Origin of the sequence: Aquisalibacillus elongatus, assembly GCF_003843875.1 — a bacterium.
Classification (GTDB): domain Bacteria; phylum Bacillota; class Bacilli; order Bacillales; family Alkalibacillaceae; genus Aquisalibacillus; species Aquisalibacillus elongatus.
This window is the reverse complement of record NZ_RKRF01000001.1, coordinates 26,008-48,150: the sequence shown is the minus strand read 5'-3', so window position 1 is coordinate 48,150 and position 22,143 is coordinate 26,008. Positions and strand designations below refer to the sequence as shown.

The 22,143-nt window shown below is 38.4% G+C and carries 27 protein-coding genes and 10 tRNA genes; 7 read left to right on the top strand and 30 right to left on the bottom strand.

Annotated elements, in window-relative coordinates; genetic code table 11:
- Window positions 1–101: 101 nt before the first annotated feature.
- The 11 genes from EDC24_RS00330 to EDC24_RS00280 form a co-directional block, all read right to left on the bottom strand.
- A tRNA-Ile gene (locus tag EDC24_RS00330) sits at window positions 102–178 on the bottom strand.
- 6 nt (window positions 179–184) lie between these two features.
- Window positions 185–258, bottom strand: a tRNA-Gly gene (locus EDC24_RS00325).
- A gap of 148 nt (window positions 259–406) precedes the next feature.
- Window positions 407–480 (bottom strand) — tRNA-Arg (locus EDC24_RS00320).
- A gap of 61 nt (window positions 481–541) precedes the next feature.
- Window positions 542–624, bottom strand: a tRNA-Leu gene (locus EDC24_RS00315).
- A 3-nt stretch (window positions 625–627) separates the two neighbouring features.
- A tRNA-Lys gene (locus EDC24_RS00310) sits at window positions 628–703 on the bottom strand.
- Between the two features lie 295 nt (window positions 704–998).
- Window positions 999–1,073: transfer RNA gene (locus EDC24_RS00305), tRNA-Gln, on the bottom strand.
- A gap of 7 nt (window positions 1,074–1,080) precedes the next feature.
- Window positions 1,081–1,157 (bottom strand) — tRNA-Asp (locus tag EDC24_RS00300).
- Between the two features lie 16 nt (window positions 1,158–1,173).
- Window positions 1,174–1,245: transfer RNA gene (locus tag EDC24_RS00295), tRNA-Glu, on the bottom strand.
- Between the two features lie 10 nt (window positions 1,246–1,255).
- Window positions 1,256–1,346 (bottom strand) — tRNA-Ser (locus EDC24_RS00290).
- 1 nt (window position 1,347) lies between these two features.
- Window positions 1,348–1,422 (bottom strand) — tRNA-Asn (locus EDC24_RS00285).
- Between the two features lie 223 nt (window positions 1,423–1,645).
- On the bottom strand, window positions 1,646–2,089 hold the full coding sequence (locus EDC24_RS00280; RefSeq protein ID WP_124218895.1) for a SprT family protein: 444 nt from the start codon (window positions 2,087–2,089) through the stop codon (window positions 1,646–1,648).
- A gap of 141 nt (window positions 2,090–2,230) precedes the next feature.
- On the opposite strand from EDC24_RS00280, the gene cmpA reads away from it, so the two are divergent.
- Window positions 2,231–2,359: a cortex morphogenetic protein CmpA gene (cmpA, locus tag EDC24_RS00275; protein ID WP_124218894.1), complete on the top strand. Its 129-nt coding sequence runs from the start codon at window positions 2,231–2,233 to the stop codon at window positions 2,357–2,359.
- Here cmpA and EDC24_RS00270 read toward each other — a convergent pair.
- The 14 genes from EDC24_RS00270 to acpS form a co-directional block, all read right to left on the bottom strand.
- The gene (locus EDC24_RS00270) at window positions 2,354–4,519 is read right to left on the bottom strand and encodes a Tex family protein (protein ID WP_124218893.1); all 2,166 of its coding nucleotides are present in this window, start codon (window positions 4,517–4,519) and stop codon (window positions 2,354–2,356) included. The genes cmpA and EDC24_RS00270 overlap by 6 nt on opposite strands.
- Before the next feature lie 113 nt (window positions 4,520–4,632).
- The gene (locus tag EDC24_RS00265) at window positions 4,633–5,238 is read right to left on the bottom strand and encodes a SpoIIE family protein phosphatase (protein ID WP_124218892.1); all 606 of its coding nucleotides are present in this window, start codon (window positions 5,236–5,238) and stop codon (window positions 4,633–4,635) included.
- Window positions 5,235–6,023, bottom strand: a complete 789-nt coding sequence (gene sigB / locus EDC24_RS00260) for an RNA polymerase sigma factor SigB (RefSeq protein WP_124218891.1) — start codon at window positions 6,021–6,023, stop codon at window positions 5,235–5,237. The genes EDC24_RS00265 and sigB overlap by 4 nt, the downstream gene beginning before the upstream one ends.
- Window positions 5,995–6,474, bottom strand: a complete 480-nt coding sequence (gene rsbW, locus EDC24_RS00255) for an anti-sigma B factor RsbW (protein WP_124218890.1) — start codon at window positions 6,472–6,474, stop codon at window positions 5,995–5,997. The genes sigB and rsbW overlap by 29 nt, the downstream gene beginning before the upstream one ends.
- Window positions 6,474–6,803: an STAS domain-containing protein gene (locus tag EDC24_RS00250; RefSeq protein ID WP_124218889.1), complete on the bottom strand. Its 330-nt coding sequence runs from the start codon at window positions 6,801–6,803 to the stop codon at window positions 6,474–6,476. The genes rsbW and EDC24_RS00250 overlap by 1 nt, the downstream gene beginning before the upstream one ends.
- Window positions 6,804–6,865: 62 nt before the next feature.
- On the bottom strand, window positions 6,866–7,876 hold the full coding sequence (locus EDC24_RS00245; protein WP_124218888.1) for a PP2C family protein-serine/threonine phosphatase: 1,011 nt from the start codon (window positions 7,874–7,876) through the stop codon (window positions 6,866–6,868).
- 15 nt (window positions 7,877–7,891) lie between these two features.
- On the bottom strand, window positions 7,892–8,293 hold the full coding sequence (locus tag EDC24_RS00240) for an anti-sigma regulatory factor (protein WP_124218887.1): 402 nt from the start codon (window positions 8,291–8,293) through the stop codon (window positions 7,892–7,894).
- Window positions 8,293–8,652, bottom strand: a complete 360-nt coding sequence (locus EDC24_RS00235) for an STAS domain-containing protein (RefSeq protein WP_124218886.1) — start codon at window positions 8,650–8,652, stop codon at window positions 8,293–8,295. The genes EDC24_RS00240 and EDC24_RS00235 overlap by 1 nt, the downstream gene beginning before the upstream one ends.
- A gap of 5 nt (window positions 8,653–8,657) precedes the next feature.
- Entirely contained in the window at window positions 8,658–9,530 is an 873-nt protein-coding gene (locus EDC24_RS00230) for an STAS domain-containing protein (protein WP_124218885.1), read from the bottom strand.
- A gap of 160 nt (window positions 9,531–9,690) precedes the next feature.
- Window positions 9,691–10,041, bottom strand: coding sequence for a type II toxin-antitoxin system PemK/MazF family toxin (locus EDC24_RS00225; RefSeq protein WP_124218884.1), 351 nt, complete (start codon window positions 10,039–10,041; stop codon window positions 9,691–9,693).
- A 5-nt stretch (window positions 10,042–10,046) separates the two neighbouring features.
- Window positions 10,047–10,325 (bottom strand): antitoxin, encoded by a 279-nt coding sequence (locus EDC24_RS00220; RefSeq protein ID WP_124218883.1) that lies wholly within the window; start codon window positions 10,323–10,325, stop codon window positions 10,047–10,049.
- 135 nt (window positions 10,326–10,460) lie between these two features.
- On the bottom strand, window positions 10,461–11,579 hold the full coding sequence (gene alr, locus EDC24_RS00215; RefSeq protein ID WP_124218882.1) for an alanine racemase: 1,119 nt from the start codon (window positions 11,577–11,579) through the stop codon (window positions 10,461–10,463).
- 518 nt (window positions 11,580–12,097) lie between these two features.
- The gene (locus EDC24_RS00210) at window positions 12,098–13,120 is read right to left on the bottom strand and encodes a LolA family protein (RefSeq protein ID WP_124218881.1); all 1,023 of its coding nucleotides are present in this window, start codon (window positions 13,118–13,120) and stop codon (window positions 12,098–12,100) included.
- A 156-nt stretch (window positions 13,121–13,276) separates the two neighbouring features.
- Entirely contained in the window at window positions 13,277–13,636 is a 360-nt protein-coding gene (gene acpS / locus EDC24_RS00205) for a holo-ACP synthase (protein ID WP_124218880.1), read from the bottom strand.
- 95 nt (window positions 13,637–13,731) lie between these two features.
- Here acpS and EDC24_RS00200 point away from each other — a divergent pair, with 95 nt between their 5' ends.
- Genes EDC24_RS00200 through EDC24_RS00190 form a run of 3 tightly spaced genes read left to right on the top strand, consistent with a single transcriptional unit; the run spans window position 13,732 to window position 16,153 of the window.
- Window positions 13,732–14,319, top strand: a complete 588-nt coding sequence (locus EDC24_RS00200; RefSeq protein ID WP_124218879.1) for a rhomboid family intramembrane serine protease — start codon at window positions 13,732–13,734, stop codon at window positions 14,317–14,319.
- Between the two features lie 25 nt (window positions 14,320–14,344).
- Complete coding sequence (locus tag EDC24_RS00195) at window positions 14,345–15,250, top strand: DMT family transporter (RefSeq protein WP_124218878.1); 906 nt, start codon at window positions 14,345–14,347, stop codon at window positions 15,248–15,250.
- Between the two features lie 48 nt (window positions 15,251–15,298).
- Window positions 15,299–16,153, top strand: coding sequence for a DegV family protein (locus EDC24_RS00190; protein ID WP_124218877.1), 855 nt, complete (start codon window positions 15,299–15,301; stop codon window positions 16,151–16,153).
- Window positions 16,154–16,198: 45 nt separating this feature from the next.
- Here EDC24_RS00190 and EDC24_RS15280 read toward each other — a convergent pair whose 3' ends face one another.
- The 4 genes from EDC24_RS15280 to EDC24_RS00170 all read right to left on the bottom strand — a co-directional run bounded on the left by EDC24_RS15280 (window position 16,199) and on the right by EDC24_RS00170 (window position 18,966).
- A complete protein-coding gene (locus EDC24_RS15280; RefSeq protein WP_245997918.1) occupies window positions 16,199–17,686 on the bottom strand; it encodes an MFS transporter in 1,488 nt (495 codons plus the stop codon).
- A gap of 125 nt (window positions 17,687–17,811) precedes the next feature.
- Window positions 17,812–18,138, bottom strand: a complete 327-nt coding sequence (locus tag EDC24_RS00180) for a YppG family protein (protein WP_124218876.1) — start codon at window positions 18,136–18,138, stop codon at window positions 17,812–17,814.
- Window positions 18,139–18,200: 62 nt separating this feature from the next.
- On the bottom strand, window positions 18,201–18,434 hold the full coding sequence (locus EDC24_RS00175; protein WP_124218875.1) for a glutaredoxin family protein: 234 nt from the start codon (window positions 18,432–18,434) through the stop codon (window positions 18,201–18,203).
- Window positions 18,435–18,501: 67 nt separating this feature from the next.
- Complete coding sequence (locus EDC24_RS00170) at window positions 18,502–18,966, bottom strand: MarR family winged helix-turn-helix transcriptional regulator (protein ID WP_425455165.1); 465 nt, start codon at window positions 18,964–18,966, stop codon at window positions 18,502–18,504.
- Window positions 18,967–19,081: 115 nt separating this feature from the next.
- Here EDC24_RS00170 and EDC24_RS00165 point away from each other — a divergent pair, with 115 nt between their 5' ends.
- On the top strand, window positions 19,082–19,708 hold the full coding sequence (locus EDC24_RS00165; RefSeq protein ID WP_124218873.1) for a class I SAM-dependent methyltransferase: 627 nt from the start codon (window positions 19,082–19,084) through the stop codon (window positions 19,706–19,708).
- Here EDC24_RS00165 and EDC24_RS00160 read toward each other — a convergent pair.
- Window positions 19,705–20,592, bottom strand: a complete 888-nt coding sequence (locus tag EDC24_RS00160; RefSeq protein WP_170158424.1) for a diacylglycerol/lipid kinase family protein — start codon at window positions 20,590–20,592, stop codon at window positions 19,705–19,707. The genes EDC24_RS00165 and EDC24_RS00160 overlap by 4 nt on opposite strands.
- 184 nt (window positions 20,593–20,776) lie before the next feature.
- On the opposite strand from EDC24_RS00160, the gene EDC24_RS00155 reads away from it, so the two are divergent.
- Both EDC24_RS00155 and EDC24_RS00150 read left to right on the top strand, forming a co-directional pair.
- Window positions 20,777–21,019 (top strand): GlsB/YeaQ/YmgE family stress response membrane protein, encoded by a 243-nt coding sequence (locus tag EDC24_RS00155; protein WP_124218871.1) that lies wholly within the window; start codon window positions 20,777–20,779, stop codon window positions 21,017–21,019.
- A gap of 127 nt (window positions 21,020–21,146) precedes the next feature.
- Window positions 21,147–22,142, top strand: a complete 996-nt coding sequence (locus tag EDC24_RS00150; protein WP_124218870.1) for an LLM class flavin-dependent oxidoreductase — start codon at window positions 21,147–21,149, stop codon at window positions 22,140–22,142.
- Window position 22,143: the final 1 nt, after the last annotated feature.

Genomic DNA, 22,143 nt, shown 5'->3' with positions numbered 1-22,143 from the left:
TGGCTTCATAAATCGTCGTTCATGTTTCGCCCAATCAAATGCGAAACATGTGAATTGACGACAGGCTATTTTGTTTAGTTTTCAAGGTTCGAATGATTAAATGGTGGGCCTGAGTGGACTTGAACCACCGACCTCACGCTTATCAGGCGTGCGCTCTGACCAACTGAGCTACAGGCCCATTTAATGGAGCGGGTGATGGGAATCGAACCCACGACATCAGCTTGGAAGGCTGAGGTTTTACCACTAAACTACACCCGCATATAATTTTTGAAGTTGTACATTGTTCTGCTGAACAAATAACATCATATTATATGAAATAAAGCTACTAAATGTTTCGCAATAAATATATTAAACTGTATTTAAGAAAAACACAACCCTAAAATTTTGGAAATTATTAAGATTGCTACGCGCCCGAGAGGAGTCGAACCCCTAACCTTCTGATCCGTAGTCAGACGCTCTATCCAATTGAGCTACGGGCGCCAATGGCGACAAGTTTCATAATATCAAATTCAAAGACATAATGCAATAGATTTATTTGATATGCGGCCGAGAGGATTTGAACCTCCACGGGGTAACCCCCACTAGGCCCTCAACCTAGCGCGTCTGCCGTTCCGCCACGACCGCAAATGGTGAGCCATGGAGGATTCGAACCTCCGACCCTCTGATTAAAAGTCAGATGCTCTGCCAACTGAGCTAATGGCTCTTATAATGTTAATAAAAGTTCGTCAGATGCTCGTCACGTTGCAAGTTAAATCGACGACGCCCGCGCTCCTCGCAGAAACCTACAAAGAAGTATAATCAATGATGTTTACGGTTTTGCTCTGCCAACTGAGCTAATGGCTCTTAGTATAATTAAAAACATCGATTCCTCTTCCATTATTGTAAGCTTACTCATCGAAGCCTACACCTCACGGCAAAGCCTGTTTTTAAGCAATAAAAAAAGACGTTTTTCAATCGTCTATATTACATAACGATATCTCTTAATTTTTAAGAAAAAATGGCTGGGCCAGCTGGATTCGAACCAGCGCATGACGGTACCAAAAACCGTTGCCTTACCGCTTGGCTATGGCCCAATATGAATGGCGGTCCGGACGGGACTCGAACCCGCGACCTCCTGCGTGACAGGCAGGCATTCTAACCAGCTGAACTACCGGACCTTATAACAAAAATAAATGACCCGTACGGGATTCGAACCCGTGTTACCGCCGTGAAAGGGCGGTGTCTTAACCTCTTGACCAACGGGCCATTTTAAAAATGGCGGAGAAGGAGGGATTCGAACCCTCGCGCCGCTCACGCGACCTACTCCCTTAGCAGGGGAGCCCCTTCGGCCACTTGGGTACTTCTCCATGGCTCCAGCGGCAGGATTCGAACCTGCGACCAATCGGTTAACAGCCGATTGCTCTACCACTGAGCTACGCTGGAATATTAGTTTGGATTTTTAGTCGCATACCCAATGAAATGACTTGTTCATTAACTTGCGACGTTAAATATCATATAACATCTTTGGATGACTGTCAATCAGTATAAACAAACTTTTTAGTAAAAAAATCATACCTTTAACAACCAAATTTTTTGGCGTTCAATTAACGCTGCGAGATAAAATTTATCATGTTTAGCAACTTGAAGTCAAGACAATCTCAAGATTTCAATGAATTTGTTTTAACTGACCGTTACACCTCCCACAACGATACCTTTTAAGATCTATCCTTCGCTTGCGTTTGTATTGTTGCCCACAATTTTGGCATTCATATATGAGTCTTGGTTTCTTTTCTTCTGACGGAAGGATCTTGCAAAATCTTGGTGCACCTGTCTCTTTAAGTAAGCTTCTAAAATCTTTACTGCGGTGGTGATAAGGTTTCCCTTCAATGTGAAGGTGGTAATGCGCCAGTTCATGTTTAATAATCCCGATCAGTTCATCATAACCTAATTCCGTTAAATACTTTGGATTTATTTCAATAACTTGTGAATGAGGAATATAACGCCCACCTGTTGTCCGAAGCCTTTTATTAAATCTGGCATCCCCAATAAAAGGTTTATCAAAATACTTTTTAGATACTTCTTTTATTAAGATTAGTAACTCTTGATCCATCAATAGTTCTCCTACTCCTTTATAAAAACAGATATACCTAACAACCGTTAATGCTAGGTATATCTTGGTATATATTTCATGAGCAAATTTGGTTTTCATGCATATACTATCAATAAAATTAGGTGATTAAAGGTGATGGTTATGCCTAAATGGTTTAAACGCCAAATGTTAAATGCATATGCTAATAAAGATGTTCGCCAAATTCGTATCCTAAATCAATGTTGGTTCTTTTACCATAGTAAAAACTTTGACATGCAACAGGAATCATGAGTGTGCTGGAATCATCGTTAAGGCAATCCGTTCTCTGTTGAGGTCCACTTCATCAACCCAAACAGTCACAATATCTCCAACTGCTACGACATCTAACGGATTTTTCACGAATCGATTAGCAAGCTTCGAGATATGAACAAGCCCATCCTGTTTAACCCCAACATCGACGAACGCTCCAAAGTCGACGACATTTCGGACTGTCCCTTGTAACTCCATTCCTTCTTTTAAATCTTCCATGGACATTACATTCATTTTTAACAATGGTTTCGGTAATTCATCACGAGGGTCCCGATTTGGTTTCTTAAGATCCGCTACAATATCTTCTAGCGTCAGAACCCCTACATCTAATCCTTCTGATAATCCTTGCAGACTTTCTTGGTTTAACGTCTCAATTAATTGATCTGTTCCAATATCTTCTGTTGTTAATTCCATCTGATTTAGAAGCTGCTTGGTTGTATCGTAGCTTTCAGGGTGAATAGACGTACGATCCAATGGTTCATTACTTTCTAAAACCCTTAAAAATCCAATGGCTTGCTCATAAGTTTTATCTCCTAATCGAGGTACTTTCTTAATGGCCGTTCGACTTGTAAACTTCCCGTTTTCTTCACGATATTTCACAATGTTCCCTGCGACGGTTTTATTTAAGCCAGAAATATATTGCAACAATGAAGCTGAAGCTGTATTGACATTAACGCCTACTTGGTTAACAGCGGTCTCTACAACAAACTGAAGTGACTCGCTTAGCTTTTTCTGACTAACATCATGCTGGTATTGGCCAACACCGATTGACTTCGGGTCTATTTTCACTAATTCGCTTAACGGATCTTGGACACGTCGAGCAATTGAGACTGCGCTTCTTTCCTCTACCTGTAATTCTGGGAATTCTTCTCGAGCTAGTTTCGATGCAGAATACACACTTGCCCCTGCTTCATTAACGATTAAATAGGCAACGTCTAAGTTATGTTTTTGAATTAATTCAGCAATAAATTGCTCGGTCTCTCTTGAAGCTGTACCATTTCCAATGGCAATCAATTCAACCGGATACGACTGTAGTACCTCTAATACTTTCTTCTCTGCACCAACCGTGTCTTTCTTAGGCGCAGTAGGATAAATAACATCGACTTCTTTCATATGACCTGTTTCATCAACAACGGATAATTTACAGCCTGTTCGATAGGCTGGATCCACCCCTAAGATCATCTTTCCTTTTAATGGTGGTTGTAACAACAGGTTTTTTAAGTTCTTTGCAAAAATATCAATCGCATGATCTTCTGCTTCATCCGTCATTGCCGTTCTAATCTCTCGCTCAATCGAAGGTTGAATCAAACGTTTATAACTATCTTCAATCGCTTGTTTTAAAAAGGCCGTCTCCTCTATGTCTTGCTTCTTAACAATGGACTTATTTAAATAGTCCAATATTTGATCAGCGGGTGGCTCAATGGAGACTTTCAGAACTTTCTCTTTTTCGCCACGATTAACCGCTAACACTCTGTGGTGGGCCATTTTTGAAACAGGTTCACTGTATTCATAATACATTTGATATATTTGCTTCTCGTCTTCAGCATTTTTCTTTTTCTCCGTCAAAACTGAGCCTTTAGAAAACGTCACGGAACGAATTTTTTCTCTAAATTTCGCTTCATCCGATATCCATTCGGCAATTATATCGTTAGCTAATGCTAATGCATCATCAGTTGTTTGAACCTCATGTTCTTCTGATAAGTATTTATTAGCTTCTTCATCTAAGTTAATGCCTTCTTGTTTCCAAATTAACTCAGCTAACGGTTCAATTCCTTTTTCCTTCGCGATGGTCGCACGGGTGCGACGTTTTTGTTTATACGGACGATACAAATCTTCAACACGTTGTAATTTTCCTGCGCTTTGAATATCTTGCTTTAGTTCATCCGTCAGTTTCCCTTGTTCGTCAATTAGACGAATAACTTCTTCTTTTCGATTTTGCAATTGTAATTGATAATCATAAGTTTCTTTAATCGATTGGATTTGTGTTTCATCTAACCCATTTGTTTGTTCTTTTCGGTAACGTGCAATAAATGGAATCGTATTCCCTTCATCAATCAGACCAATAACTTTCGATACAATTGATGAAGAGATTTTCACTTGTTTTGATACAAATTGAATCAAATCTGTATGTACTTCTGACAAAATATTTCCTCCTCATCAGTCACTTAGGACAAACTCACCTTCTTATTGTACCAAAAATCCACATCCATTAAAAAAAGCCTCAACGTCCTTCTTAATTTTTAACGTTGAAGCTTTCATTCTATAAATTTCATCGCAATTAACGTCGTATCATCATCCATTGATAACGTCTCTTGAAGTGAGTACCATTCAATGGTCAATGACATTGAGCGATGACTATAAAATTCATTTGTTAATTGTCGCTCATTCACGCCGTCTGAGAACATAAAAAAGACAGTTCCTGGTTTTAATTCACCATGATGGACTTTTGCATTTAATGGAACACCTGATAAATAACCGGAAACTGGGATGTTTCGTCTCTTTTTGCCTTCGACAGGCACCACTATAATCCCAATATTACCGAACGATATATAAGAATATCTATCTTTTGAATAATCTACTTTCAATAAGCCTATAACACAACCACGCTTCTCATTTGAGAAGAACACTTCGTTACACTTATCTAACAACGTATCTAAAGGCTCGTGAAGATTTTGACGGACCACTTCTATAACGGCCTCTGAAGAAGTTTTTGCAACTTCCCCACTGCCTAAGCCATCAGCTAAGACACATATAAAGAAGTCTTCTAACTCGATATAAAAATAACTATCACCTGAGTAGTAGTTACCTTTTTTTGCTTGATCAAACGTCGCGACTTCCATACGGTCTTTACTTTCGGTCAAAACAGTACCTCCAAATCTTCTTCAGACAAGGACTCTCTTAATTTACGAAGTGCTCGCCTTTGAAGCCTGGATACGTGCATTTGCGATAAGTCTAACTTCTCACCTGTTTCTTTTTGGCTTAGGTTTTCAAAAAACGTACATTTCAGAATATCTTGTTCCCGGTCAGAGAGAATTGGTAATAGTTTCTCGACTAACAGTTTATAATCTGTTTGTTCATACCCATCATCTTCAGATCCGACAATGTCTAAAATTGTCACTGTACTTCCATCAGAATCCGCTTCAATAGAACGGTCTGCAGACAAGGCATTGTAACTTTGTCCCATTTCCATAGCTTCTAATACTTCTTCTTGGGAAACGTCAAGGTAAGCTGCGATTTGTTCAACAGAAGGAGCATCTTGATTTTCGGTCGTTAGTTCTTCGTTTGCTTTTTTAATTTTTGGACCTAATTCTTTAATGCGACGTGGAACATGAACACTCCACGTTTTATCTCGGATATAACGTTTGATTTCACCGATCATGGTCGGGATCGCAAATGATTCAAATGATTTACCATAGGTTTCATCATAACGTCGGACTGCGGCGATCAATCCAACCATCCCTACTTGAACTAAATCTTCATGAATAGAGGAATTTTTCGAGTATTTTTTAGCAATTGAGTGTACTAGGTTTTCGTATTTTAAAACTATTCTTTCCTGAATAAGTTCATCGTCTGGAGATTGTCTGAGTTGGTTTATTAGTTCGTAGATTTCATCTTCATTATTGTGTGGTTGAGATTTGGTCGTCATTTTGCCCCACCTCATTTTCTTGCAAGTACTTAGTCATTACAACAATTACACCGTAGTTATTGTTAATCTCTACTTTGTCCATTAGGGCATCAATTAAGAAAAGACCGAAACCTCCTTCTTTCATGTTGTCTATTGGCATATCACGATCATATGGTCCAATATCTTCTTTAATTTTATCTAAATCAAAGCTATCGCCATAATCTGCTACCATGACTTCCAGGCGGTCTTCATAGAGTGCAAAACCAACTGTAACTTCACCTTGATCGTCTTCGAAATAGGCATGTTTAACAGCATTAGTAATAGCCTCCGATAGAGCTACTTTTAAATCTTCTATATCTTCATAAGAGAAGCCCATTCGATTGGCTACACCTGAGATTGTTAACCTTAGAACTCCGACGTATTCTGGTTTCGCCGGTAACTTCATTTCTACAAAATCAAATGGCTTAGTCATTACATACCACCTCTAATTGTGTTTTCAATATCCATAACCTCATTTAATCCAGTAATATTAAAGAGGCGATATACGTTATCCTGCAAGTTCACTAATTTAAACGTACTGTTTAGTTCATTAGACGTCTTTAATCCGCTAATAAAAACGCCTAAACCCGTACTATCCATGTAGTTAACTTTTTCTAAGTCAATTTTTACTTCCGTTCCGTCCTCATTTAATAAATCTAATAAACGTTCCTTTAATTCAGGTGCGGTATAAGCATCAACTTCACCAGATAATTTAAGCACGTAGACGCCATCTTCTTGATAGCCTTCAATATGCAAATTCATACAATCTCCCCCTATTAGTCGCTAATTCTTGTGTACCCGAAATAAAGAAGATTAAACATGTACTATGAATTTCTTTTTAAAATTAACAAGGTAAAATCATCTCTTAACTTGAAATCTTGCAAACGTTCAAGATATTTATAAACATTATCGACAATATTTTGTGCACTTTGCTCCTTATACTGGTCAATCACTTCAAGCACTTCTTCACGCTCAATAAAACGATCGCCGCTTCGACATTCCGTTACACCATCAGTTAGTAGAACAATCATATCCCCTTGCTGAATATGTGTCACGTATTGATTATACTTTGTGTCTTTTTTTACACCGAGTAAAAGCCCTTTAGCATCAATTTCTTCAAATGCTTGTATTTGTGAACGATAAATAAAACCTGGTTCATGGCCTGCTGTTGCGTAATAAAACTCATGTTTGTTTATATCATATAACCCGTAAAACATTGTGACAAACATACCAGACTCAACATTTCGTTCCACCACTCTATTAAGGAGTTCTAAAATGATTTTTGGATACATTCGGTCTTCAGGGAAACTTTCCATCGCATATTTAATCATTGACATAAAAAAAGCAGCTGGTATGCCTTTACCAATGACATCCGCAATCGCTGTACCAATGTTACCTTCATCATCTTGAACAAAATGATAATAGTCACCATTCATTAATTTCGCAGGAACTGATTTCGCACCAATATCAATGTTCTCAACTTTAGGAACATCGGTACTAAGCAATGTGTTTTGCATATTAGCTGCAACATCAATTTCCGTTTTCAATTCAAGCTGCTTCTCCCTTAATTCCTCAGTTTGTTGATAGTTAACGCTATAACTAATCATGGTTTGAATTAAGAATTGAAAAGAAGCCTTAACTCGCTCATCTAAGTTTGGAAACAATTCAACAAGGGCTTTGTAGTGCTCTTCAATAATTTTATCTGGTGATACGTTATGTTGAATTGATGCCTTACTATATTGCTCCGCTTGATACAGAGAAGCTTCATCCATCGTGTTTATATACTGCTCGAGCAATTCTTTGTAGTTATTTATATTCTGCCTTGTTGAGCTCAAGCTTCATCACCTCACTTACCTTAACCACATCACAACTGTTACAGTCGTTCCGTTTTCATTTGAAACAATATCAAAATCATCCATTAATCTCTTAACTCCTGGCAGACCAGCGCCTAGCCCTCCAGAAGTTGAGTAACCGTCTTCTAATACTTTACTAATTTGATCAATACCAGGGCCGTTATCCTTCGCAATAATTTTTAAGCCGACAGGTGTATCACCTTGTACTTCTTCGAAAGATACTTCGCCTTGTCCAGCGTACAAATAAATATTTCTGGCTAACTCAGATATTGCTGTTGCAATACGGGCCTGGTCGACTGTACTAAACCCCAAATCTTTAGCCATATTTCGGCCTGATTGTCTGGCACCTACGATATCCCACTCTTTATAAATTGGTACAGTAGTTAAGGCCCCTTTCATCACTTCTCCTCCAATTCTTGCTTAAGCTTTACTAAGCCTTGTTCAAGATCAAGGGCAGTTTGGACATTCTTCAAGTGAATACCAAGGTCGATTAACGTCATCGAAACAGCTGGTTGAATACCAGTAAAGACAACCTTCGCCCCCATGAGTTCAGCCATAGAAACAACATCTCCTAAAACTTTAGCAATAAAAGAGTCAATAATTTCAACTGATGTTAAATCAACCACAACCCCCGTTGCACCTGATTCATGAATTTTATTTAATAAATCTTCTTGAAATTGCATCGCCGTTTGGTCATCTAATTCTATTTGAACGGATACTAATAAATAGTCTTGTAATTTTAAAATAGGGATCCTCATTTTGTTCACTCCTTATCAATTGACTGAATAATATCGTCAACTACTTTGTCGTCATGATCGTTCGTCTTAATAACTTGTCGATCGGTCATTTCTAATGCTTTTTCAAACCCACGTTTTAGAGTGCTCTTCGTTGGGAATTTATCTAAATCAATTCCAAGATTGACGATCGTTTGCGCAATTTCAGGGCGAATACCAACCAGGATACACGTTGCACCAATTAATCGAACTGCTTCAGCTGCTTGAATAATATGGTGAGCAACCATTGTATCAACCACCGGCACCCCAGTAATATCGATTAAAACTACGTCTGCTCGGTTCTTGATAACACCATCTAATAAGTTCTCCATAATTAGTTTTGCACGGTCCGTATCAATAGTGCCAACTAATGGCATGATGGTCACACCATCCATGACAGGAATCAACGGTGCTGATAGCTCTTGTAGCGCAACCTTTTGAAGTGAAATAATGTTAGACCAATTAGACGAATAAGCATCGATTAGCTCGTTTTTAATCGGATCAACCCACTGGTTAACATCATCCATTACTTGCAGGAACGTTTCTGGGTCATGACGGTCGATTTTTTCGATAAGCGTACGAATGCAAATACTTCTAAACGATTGCATTCCACCAGTTAAATAACCTAATGGCCACCCTAAGTTAACGATTCGCTCTGAGAACTGTTCGATACTCTCTCGTGAAGAGTCATTTTTCAGCTTGTCAAAGATCATGTTTACAAATTCACGGTTAACTTGTTCGATCATTTCATCAGAAATAGTGGATTTGTATTCCTTGAGTTTACTGTCTTCAAGCTCGTTCATCCATCTATGTATGATGTCATTACTGTGCGCTAATAAGATATCTTGATACTCCGGATTCATTTCTATTTACCCCCAAATATAATAGAAGTCTTAGTATAAATTTAACACTATTCGTAAAAATTCGCTATATTTTTCAGATTAACGGCGTAAATTGTAAATAAAACTTAATTTACACAAAAATATAAGAACCTAGTGTTATCATTAACACTAGGTTCTCTAATTATAAATCCATTAATCCTAAACTGATTTGTAATGCTTCGTCTACTTGCTTCATCAAATGTTCATCTAGCGTTGTAATCTTATCTGTTAAACGCTGCTTGTCAATCGTTCGAATTTGTTCCAATAAGACGACTGAATCACGTTCAAACTTATACTTACTGGAATCAATCTCAACATGAGTAGGCAGTTTTGCCTTTTGAATCTGGGCTGTAATAGCAGCCACAATGACTGTTGGACTAAAACGATTACCGATATTATTTTGTATGATGAGTACTGGGCGAACACCGCCTTGTTCAGATCCTACCACTGGAGTCAGATCCGCATAATAGACGTCGCCACGTTTTACGTACAAATTAATTACACCCCACTCACTAAGCGCTCTAGAGTGGTTTCAGCCTCCTCTTCGGCTTCAAATGCTTCAGATGCTATTCCTAAGTTGATATTCTTCATTTCAACATAACCACGGCGCATCTTGTCTTTAATCTTACGTTTCTTTTCTTCTTGAACATAAGTGTTGACCGCTTGCATGATTAGTGTTTCACGATCTAACTCTTCGCTATTCTCTACTAGGCTGTCACATTCACTTAGTAATGATTCAGGAAGCCTTAATACAATTTCCTTCGAAGATTCAGACATTCATTACACCCCCAGCAATTTTCGCGCAGCAAATCTAACTTATATCATAGCATTCTTCTCCATGATTCGTAAAGAAAAAATGGAAAAAAGTCGCTTTAAAACGGGAATTTGTTAACTTTTGTCATTAAAAAGTACTTAAGTTATATAAAATCTAGGAATTCGTTGGCCCAAAATGCAAGGTATTTCATAGTTAATCGTCTCTAAATGTTCCGCCGCATCATCCATTGAGACAAAAGCATTCTGGTCTTCACCTATTAGAGTCACCTTAGTTCCTAGTTCATAAGGTCGATTAAGTTTTATCATAGATTGATCCATGCAAATCCGTCCGACAATAGGACATTTATTACCGTCTACTAATGCACTGAAATCTTGAAGTTTACGAATCCACCCATCACCATAGCCAATTGGAATCGTACCAATCCACTCTTCATCCTGTGCTTTATATGTGGCTCCGTAACTGATGGCATCACCTTTATGAACTTTTTTAACATGAATTAATCGACTATATAGACTGAATGCTGGTTTTAATTTAATAGGCTGTTCTCCTTTAACAGTAGGAGATGGATACAAGCCATACATGCTTATCCCGAAGCGTACACCATCATACATATCATCTGGAAATCTCATTGCGGCGGCTGAATTTCCAATATGCACGGTAAGGTCATCTGGGAGGTGTGGCTTCACTTGCTTTAACCACTGCTTAAATGCTCCGAGCTGTTGTTGATAATATAGCAAGTCGGATTCATCTGCCGTTGCAAAATGTGTGAAAACACCTGTGATTTTAATACTAGTGTTATCACACGCTCTAATTACATCATATGCTTCTTCCACACTTCTTATACCTATTCGTCCCATTCCAGTATCAACTTTGAGGTGGATTGAAAGAGGCTCACCCTTCAAATAAGATTTAGCCTGATTAACCCATTCCGTTTGAAAGGCCGTTAAGGTAATATTATTTTGAGCTGCTAATCGAACATATTGAGGGGCAGTCCAACCCATGACTAGAATCGGGACTTCCGGAAAATGTTCGCGTAATCTGAGGGCTTCATCAAATACCGCGACTGCTAATCGTGATGCGCCTGCGTTTAAGGCCGCTTCAGCTACCTCTTTTTCTCCATGGCCATAAGCATCTGCTTTAACAACTGCAAATACTTCCTTGTTATTTAAATGATTTTTCATTTCTACGACATTATGCTTAATAGCTTGTAAGTCTATTTCGGCCCAAGTGTCTCGATGATATGCAGATTTATTCATACCTAAACCCTCTTCTATTTCGTATTATCTATAATTTTATTATCTTAGTTCGTCGATTTAATTGTCAATAAAACGGCCGTTGGAAAAATAATGATAACAGTCTTACACTGAGTTGCTGTATTGTGATCCGCTACCGGCGGACGCTTTCCGCGGGCACGGCCTCAACTTCCCAAAGCTCACTATCATTTCGGTACATTGAGGATGTTCGGCTAAGTTCGCAACGTCCTGCGCCTGCGATTACTCGGCGCAAACTATTTCAAGGATGCTAAACAAGTAGTATTTGTTGCAACGCCGAACTGACCCACATCCTGTGGCCCCTCGGCGCGTGCTGTTCCCGCGACGAACTGGACGTTCTAGTGTCGGCGTTGGCCACAGGACGTGGCCGCATTTAGCCGACCTGGAGTCGCCGCCTCTCGCTCCTCACAATACAACAACGAAATATACCTCTACTCAAATAAAACAAAAAAATTACCCATAATATATTGGATATTACGGGTAATTGGGTTCGTAATGTCATTTTATTTCATCGCTTGGGTTTGAACCGACTTTGCGACTTCAACCATCTCAGCGACTGTTAACGAATCACTTGCTAACACAAAACTCATTCCATCTTGCTGCCACTCAAGGGTGTTATTTGTTAAATGACCCGTTGTGAATCCTAAATCAACCATTTCACCTTTTGCATATACCGGCACTTCAACTGAGGTAGGGAACCCAGCATTATACATTTCCTGCATCAATGTGAAATGCTTGTCACCTTCATAACTTAAAATCGATCGCTCGCCACCATCAAACGAAATCACTTCTTCGTTTGTAAACTCAACACCTTCAGGTAAATTCGTTGGATAATAAACTGACATTGACTGTTCTTCTAACTCTGACATCGTTGGGACACTAATCGTGCCTTCAGCCAGGTTTCTTTCCGTGTCAAATTCATCTTCAGTCATTTCAGCATTCATCTCAAATTCTGTGAAATCTACTTTTACCATTGTCTCGTTTTGAGAGTTCAACACACGAACATGTGCTGGTTCATGGGTTTTCTTATGGAAGTAGATCTTTTGAGTCGGTAACTGTTGATTACCTTTATAGTTCGTTTTTACCGTAAACTCATAGAAATTCTCTGTGCTTTTAAATTCACGATCAGAGTCATTATTAATATCTGATACTAATGAATTTAATAAATATGGTTGGCTGTGCTGCTTCGGCCAATCGTTTTGGAACTTGTAACTTTTGTTGATGGAAGGAGTTAATACAAAAACACCTTCGTCATTTCTTAAGATAACTTGGTTCCCTTTTTCGTCCAGCTCATTCTCTAAAATGACTTTATAGTAATCATCTTTCTTATGCCAGACTTGTACATCAAATTTTTGTGGTTCTTCACCTGTTTCTATCTCCATTTCTGCAGTTGCTTTGAAGCTCTGCATGTCCTCCACTTTTTTGTTCAGTGAATTGACAACATCATCAGCCGTATTTTCCCCACATGCCGCAAGCAGCCCTACCATTGACAAGAGTAAAATGAAGAGCACTAGTTTTCCTTTCATTCAGACAACTCCTTCGCCTCATAATCGTTACTTATTCTTTGGAACAAGCGATCTATTCGTGTTGCGGTGACAATGTGCACATTGGATCATTTGTTACCCCGCAATACACTATATGAGACGACTTGTCTTAATATGCAGACTAGCTGTTAGAGAAAATTATTTTTCAATGATAACTTGAGCAATGGCATAATCACGACTATGTGAGATGGATACGTGAGTTTTTTGTTGTGCCTCACCATTTATATATAGTTGTGGTTTCCCAAAATTATCTGTGAAAATTTCTATTGAATGAAATGATATATGTTTTCCAATTCCAGTTCCTATCGCTTTACTATATGCCTCTTTTGCTGCAAAACGACCAGCTAGAAACTCTATACGCCTTTTAAGGTTGGAGTACTGTTCAAATCGGCCATACTCCTTTGGTGATAACACTCTTTTTGCAAATTTGCCTTTATGTAAAATGAGATTCTCGATTCGTTCTAGTTCTATTAAGTCAATACCATTGCCGACGATCACGATATTTTCACCAACTTTCGATTCTTTAATTGAAACTTTAAAAAAAGATTAGTATTCTTAAGAAAAGCGATTTTTACAAGGAAAGGGCGACGTTTATGTTTTTTATTCGAACCGAGAGTTTTCAACAGTTTTTAAAATTTTATCCTGTTGTCTCTACCATTGTCGCCATACACTTAATCTTATATATCCTTACATCTATTTCGATTGATTTAGAAAGAATGCTATCAGGGATTAATTTTTTTATTGCAGACGGCGAATACTGGCGGCTCGTTACACCCATTTTCGTTCACTTATCTTTACCACATGTTTTATTTAATAGTTTCAGTTTGATATTATTTGGACCAGCGCTCGAGAGCATGCTAGGCAAATTTAAATTCATTTTAACATATCTAACGATTGGCATTTTAGCGAATGTAGCCTACTTTTATCTTGGAAGTGACTTAGTTCAACACGCTGGAGCGTCCGGAGCTATTTATGGATTATTTGGCTTATATGGCTATATGATTTTTGCCAGACGAGATTTAATTGATTCGCAAAGTGTACAGATTGTCGTTGTATTTATTATCATAGGATTACTTACTTCATTTGGACCTGGTATTAACTTTATTGCTCACATATTTGGATTTATTATAGGAGTGGCATTAGGACCTATTATTATTGATCGAATTCGTCCAAACTACTAATAAAGACACTAGAGGTGAACAGAAGATGGAGCAGAAACAAATCACACCATATATTGCAGTTTTCATCGGCGTCCTAGCCGTCTCAACATCCGCTATTTTAGTTCGACTAGCTGATGCTCCTTCTTCCATTATAGCCAATTATCGTTTATTATTAGCCGTTTTGATCATGCTGCCACTTGTTCTCATTAAATACCGGCATGAGATGACGATGATTTCCAAACGAGATTGGCTCTTATCAGCAACCTCCGGTGTATTTTTAGCCTTTCATTTTATCCTATGGTTTGAATCATTGAACCACACTTCAGTGGCGAGCTCGGTTGTATTAGTAACGACACAGCCAGTCTGGGCTTTTATTGGTGGCTATTTATTTTTTAAAGAAAAATTCACAATTGGTGCTGTCATTAGTTTATTAATTGCGTTAACGGGTAGTGTGATCATCAGTTGGGGAGATTTTCAAATTAGTGGCATGGCCCTCTTTGGTAATTTCTTAGCCTTACTAGGAGCCATTGCTGTAACCGGATACCTTTTATTTGGACAAAATGTTCGCCAACGACTTTCATTAATTACCTATACTTTCGTCGTTTATGGCTTCAGTGCAATAACCCTTATTATTTATAATTTAATTTTGAACGAACCATTTTTCGGGTATGAAACAGATACGTGGCTTTATTTCTTCGCACTGGCGGTTATTCCTACTTTCTTTGGTCATTCTTTATTCAACTGGGCCATTAAATGGATCAGTGCATCGACCATTACAATGGGGATTTTATTCGAGCCAGTCGGAGCATCAATTTTAGCTTACTTTATATTAGATGAATTAGTAACTTGGCCACAGTTTTTAGGCGGTTCCATTGTCATCTTTGGCTTAATACTGTTTATTTTTAGCACCTCTATGAAAAAACAAGTCAAAGTTATTGATGATGAGACATAGATTTTATTAACTAAATAACCCTAAATAGTATAAGAAGAGGTGAGGATTGTGGGATTTCAAATTATGGTAGACGGAGGCGCTGACCTTCCGAAGGAGTTCGTTGAGAAGTTCAATATTAAAATAGTACCTCTCAACATCCATTTTGACGATCAAGAATATAAAGCTGGCTTAGACTTAGATATTAATGAATTTTATGAAAAGATGGCTCGAACTGAAGAGCTACCAAAAACATCAGCATCAAGTCCAAACGATTTTTATCATGCCTTTAAAGAGGTGGATGCTGACAAACCGATTCTCATGCTGGCATTGACGAAAAACTTAAGTGCGACTTATCAAAATGCTGTACTTGGTAAAGAGATGCTACTTGATGAAGAGCCAGAGCGCACGATTGAAATTATTAATACGAAAACCGCTTCATCAGGCATATACTTATTAGCAAATGAAGTCATTAAGATGAAACTCCAAAATACGGAGTTTCAGGACATCGTTGAACAAATTAAACGTGACGTAGAAAAAACAACTACATTATTTTCGCTTAAAACGGTTGAAAATTTAATTAAAGGCGGCCGTTTAGACAAAATGCGTGGCGCCATCGCCAAAACACTAAATATTAAGTTGCTAATGAAAGCCTCTGAAGAAGGTACTATTGAAGTAACTGAAAAAGTCCGTGGCGAGAAAAAAGCACTTCGACGATTAGTAGAACAAATCGGAGAGTATTCCAAATCATTAGAAGGTAAAACCATTACCCTTGCACACAGTAACTGTGAGGAAAAAGCTAAAAAAGTCTTAGCCTCAATCAAAGAAACATATAACCCTAAAGAAGAATTACTCGTTGAAATGGGTCCACTCATCGCAACACACGCTGGCGAAGGCGGACTTGTCATATCATTTCTCGAAGATTAAAGTAAATCCGCGGTTAATCAAATTTAACCGCGGATTTTTTATGATTTATCCATGATAATCTTCATATCTCGGTGCTGGCGAGAAAATTGCTAGCAGCATCGCAGTTAATGGGAAGATGAGCATCACTAATAAGATCTCACCGAAGCCATTAAACCATTCGTAAAAATAGCCAAAAGGAAGTGGCCCTAAAGCCGAACCTACGACCATCGTGGATTGTGCGATACTTTTTATACTACCTAAATGTACTCGACCAAAGTAGTTTGGCCATACGATATTGAGTACAATTCGCTCAAAACCGTGAGCCAGACCCCAAATGACACCATAAATAATGGCGCCCGTTGCACTAGAAGCAAAATACAACCACGAAATCGCAACGACATGAATGAGGAACGTGACTGCTAAAATATAATTCACTTTAAAACGATCGACTAAGTAACCTGACACAAAGGTAACGGGGAACCCGATAATCGCCATTAAAGACAGAACAAGCGCGGCAATTTCCAATGATAACCCCTTATTATCCGCAATAGACACTAGATGGAAAGTAATCCCCGTGTTCGTCATAGCCGGAACACTAACACAAAATAAAATCACCCAAAATGCTCGAGTTTTCATTGCCTCTTTTAATGTCCAACTCACTTCTTGATCTTCTTTTACATCTTCCGACTCACTAGAAGGTTCAGGAACATCAACTTGTTCACCTTTTGCTCGCCTTGTTTTAATTAAGAAAAATAATGATACTAGTAATGCCGCTAAAACAATTAATCTAACATAAATGTTAGGTATCCAATCGAAACGTTCAGTTAGCGTCTCATGTATAGGTGGAATTAACGTTAGTAATATTAAAGCATTTAGACTTACTAATAGGAATACTGGTAATCTCGACGAGGAACGCGTTTTAGGCCTTCCTTTAGCTCGTCCATCAATTACTTCCCCGACATCTTCTGGTTTATTCCGCACAAACAGAATAACCAATGGGATGAAGATGACTAATAACGCTACCCCCCAGAATACCCATGTCATACGCCAGCTAATTTGTTGAACTAAAAAGGCATTTAATGGCGGGAAAAGTGATGCCGCGGCGAAACCACCCACAGCCATGACACTAAACGCTCGTCCTCTCTTTTCCAAAAACCACTGTGGAACTAACGTATTCGGAACAAGCGTCATCGAACCTTGCCCAAAAATTCGTAGCATAAAAAATCCGAAGAACATCATAACAGGACCCGTGATCATGGCATTCCAAAATGTCGCAAATGCTAGCCCTAGACCAACGACGACCATCATAACACGCTGTCCATATATGTCGGTTAACTTACCTATCGTAAATAAAAGAAAACCTGCAATTAATGTTGCAATAGAATATAAATTCGAAACCGTTGAAGGTGATAGGTTAAATTCCTCCATATAGATTTCAGTAAACATGGATATAGCAAAGGTTTGACCAGGCCCTGAGAAGAATAATCCTAAGGACGCAATTGCAGCAATGACCCAACCATAATAAAACGATGTCTGTGTTAACTTGTTGAACATATTGATCCTTCTTTCCGTCGCTCTTTTATCACAATGTTTTTCATTTTAACACAATTTTGGAATATAACTCTATCCAAATTTTTAATTAACCAAAAAAAGTCTTTCCGACACTAAATCGGAAAGACTTAGAATTTCATCCCTTTCACAAAATCGTTCAATGTTTTTACCACCGGTCCTATTTGTGAGGCAGTTTTCATAAATTGATTCGCGGTTGCGATCACTTTATCGATATCCACTTCACCTTGGTCATCTTGAAAGTACTCCACAAATGGCGATAAATGTTGTGGTAAGGATGGTTGGCCTTGTTGTTCAGGCACTTCGAAAAATAATGGTTGTTGGCTGTTAGAAAAGTGGTTTTGATACTGATCGATTGGATACATCGGATAATAATATGGTGGATAATAATGATTCATCGGGAATTGATTCTCTGGATCCCATCGATGATGTTCCATAAATAACACCCCCTACAACATCTTATGAAGAAGAAATTACAAAGGGTGTTTGTCTAATCATATTAAATATTTAATTCTTGTTTAATTCGGTCCACTAGTAATCCTTGAAAAATCTGCTCACCGATAAAAACAGTTGGTGTCGCATAAATGCCCTGATCTTGTAATTCTTGTAGATACTGTTGATTCTCATTGACATTTCGTTCTTCGTAAGCCACATTCCATTCATCTAAATAATTTTTCAATATTTGAGATTTAGAACATTGATCGCTTGTATAAATAATAACTTTGTGATCCATCAAAGCTGTTCACCTCATAAAAGCAGTTTTCATAGTTCTTAATTCCCAAAAACGAAAGAAGTTAAACTTATTTTTTTAATTTTTCTGCTTGTAAGCCGAGTTTTTTAACGAGTTTAATAGCTTGCTTTTTCTCTTGCTCAGTTAGGCCCGACATAATATCATCAAGCTCCTTCCAATGCTCTGGAAAGATTTCGTTTAACAAATCGCGTCCTTCACCCGTAATTTCTGCATAAGTAACGCGACGGTCATGTTCAGCTCGCACTCGTTTAATATAGCCTTTTTTCTCCAAATTATTAATCACATATGTAATGCTGCCACTCGTTAATAAAATCCGTTCACCGATTTTTTGCAGTGGCTGCCTGCCACGATGATACAATAATTCCAAAGTAGCAAACTCAGTTGGATTCAATCCATACCTTACCATATCTTCTTGAGCCAAATCAGAAATCGTACGGGTTGCTTTGGAAAGAACAACAAATAATTTTAGTGACGGGTCTTCTCTTCGTTTTTGATAAATTTCTTCATCCATCATACTCAACCTTTCTCATATCTTAAGACAATTATACGGCTAGTTAATAAGAGCGTCAAAACAGTTTTCAAACGGCCTTGATTTTGGCATAATAGACTTGCCTTTAAGGAGGGACAGTATGATTAAAGATACAGGTGAACGCGTCATTCCTAAGATGATGGATTCGTTAAATCCATTGTTATTAGAACACATAGCACGTTATCAATTTTCATTAAACTATTTACATGGAAGAGTATTAGACTTATCTTGCGGTGCCGGTTACGGGACACACATGATTGCTAAGCGTCGAAAAAAACAAGTAAACGAAGTTGTTGGTTTAGATTTAGACCCAGAGATCATTCAATATGCCAAACATGAATACTATCATCCGAACTCTAAATATGAAGTTGCGGATGCGACCGACCCTAACCTAATCGATACGTATGGTACATTTGATTGCATCGTTAGTTTCGAGACGATTGAACATATAGAAGACGAACAAGCACTTCTCGATAACTATAAACGTCTGTTAAAACCAAATGGTCTACTAATTGTATCGACGCCTTTTGGTAAAGGGCGTGGCGAGCCATGCGGAAACCCATTCCACGTCCATCAATTAACGCAAGACGAATTTAGAGAACTGTTTGTAGATGACTATCATCAAGTTGAGTTTTTCTATCAAAACGGTGTGGTTATGGAAAACACACAACGTGAAGGTGTACGCTATCCACTAGGGATTGCGGTATGTCAAAAAGGAGAAGATTAAAATTCTTCTCCTACAACCATCTTTAACTTAACAGGAATGACATGAATATCTACTGGAGTTTGCATATAAACTTCACCATCCGTATCTACATCTTTAGGTTCACTTGTTTCAACATGCACCTTTTTTGCCTGCAAATGTCGTATTTGCGATTCTTGATTCCCATCGTAAATATAATTTAACGAAAACCACTCTCTAATCATTTGTAAGTTCGATTCCTTTACGACAAATACATCTAACAAGCCATCTTGAACTGAAATATCAGGTAGCGGAAATTGATGGGTACCTACGTAAAATCCATTCATTACAAGTACCATCTCCGCCTCTTCCTCTATCTCCTCACCATCGACTTCTAAATAAAACGGTTGTGATTGACTCTGCTGAAATTGTTGGATTGCACTAACAAAATAACTCAACCGCCCAAAGGAGCTTTTCAATTGTGGGTCAATATTCTCAGACGCTTCAGTAATTAACCCCACGCCTGCAAAATTTACATAATACCTGCCATTAACATAAGCTAAATCTACATTTCGAATTTTGTTAGACATAATCGTTTGTGCTGCTTTTTTTAAGTTCTGAGGAATTGAAATAGATCTTGAAAAGTCATTACACGTCCCGCCTGGCAAAACCGCTAATGGTGGAGGGGCATCCATTTTTCCAAGCTCATTGATCGCTAAATGTACTGTCCCATCTCCACCGTAGATGATTATAAGACTGAAATGAGTTGCTTCCTGACACATTTCCTGAAACTCTTCTTTAGAAAAAGTTTGGCGGATTGTTAACTTTTGAATGTTAGGCTCTAAAATCGGGACAACCTGTTGCATGACTTGTTGTTTTTCATCCATGCTTTTCTCGCCATTTATTAATAATAAAACTTTCTCATACACCATCCAACCACCCCTGTTATTGTTATTTTACCTCCATTTTGACTCTCTCAAACCTTATAAGACCTATTTACTAGATCATCATCTATTTGCTACATCTTATTTTTATTTTGATTTTAGGCATGTTTTGCAATAGTCGCCATATGGGTATATTAAGACTAACCAATTTTAATAAGGAGAGATTCTAATGGGATTAATACTATTCCTCATTGTAGGTGGTTTAATCGGTTGGATTGCCGGCTTAATGCTTGGTGGTGTGCCAGGTGGCATAATCGGTAACATCGTTGCAGGTGTCGTAGGTGCTTGGATTGGCGAATCGATTTTCGGCCAATTCGGACCAGAAATGATGGGCATTTATATACTTCCAGCTATTCTCGGTGCACTAATTTTTGTTGCAATCTTAAGCGTCATACTAAAAATGATTAGATAAACAGTTGAGGCTGGCCAAACGATAGGTCAGCCCTTTTTTTATCCCCACAACCATGCATATCAATTGAATTTTTGTAATAAATATCAAACAATTAAAGCATAAACATAGATTAGAAAGGTGTCTTTTTATGCCAATAGAACTTAGCGTACTAGATCAATCACCATTATTAGAAGGCCATAATGAACAAGAAGCTTTAGCACAAACGATTCAATTAGCGAAACACGTCGATGACTTAGGCTATAAACGATTTTGGATGAGTGAACACCACAGCACAAAAAGTTTAGCCGGTTCTGCACCGGAGATTTTAGTTTCTGCTGTTGCAGCACATACGAATCAAATTAGGGTAGGAACTGGCGGAGTATTACTCCCACACTACACGCCTTACAAAGTCGCAGAAACGTTTCGAGTTTTAGAAGGGCTATATCCAGAACGAATTGATTTAGGAGTAGGGCGAGCTCCTGGCGGTATGCCTGGGGTCAATTATGCTCTGAATCGAGGGCAGTATCCTGATGTCCAAAGCTATCCAACACAGGTGTCTCATTTAATTGATTATTTAACCGGAAACTCACCTGAAGGGTATCACGTCAAAGCATCGCCGCTCAGCGAGACGACGCCACCTGTCTTCATGTTAGGTTCAAGTGGTGGAAGTGCTTCAGTTGCGGGTCAGCTTGGTACAGGCTACACGTTCGCTCAGTTTATTAACGGCGACGGTCACCCAGCCGCTATTGAACGTTATTACAACAGTTTTATCCCATCACCACTTATGGAAGAGCCTCATGCAAGCGTGGCAGTTTTCGCCGTAGTTGGTGATACTGAGGAAGAGGCTGAATTTCTAGCCTCAAGTTTAGACTATAGTTTACTTACCTTAGCACAAGGTAAACCAAGACATTATTTCCCTAGTCCGGAAGAAGCAAGTCAATATAAATATAATATGTATGAGGAAGAAGCCGTACGAGATAATCGTAAACGGATGATTGTCGGCGATGTCGAGAGTGTTAAACAACAAATAGAACATATAGCAGAAACGTTTAACGTTCAAGAAGTAATGGTCAATTGTATTGTCAGTCCTTTTGAACGTCGATTGGATTCTTATACGAAACTTGCTAAAGCCTTTAATATGTAAG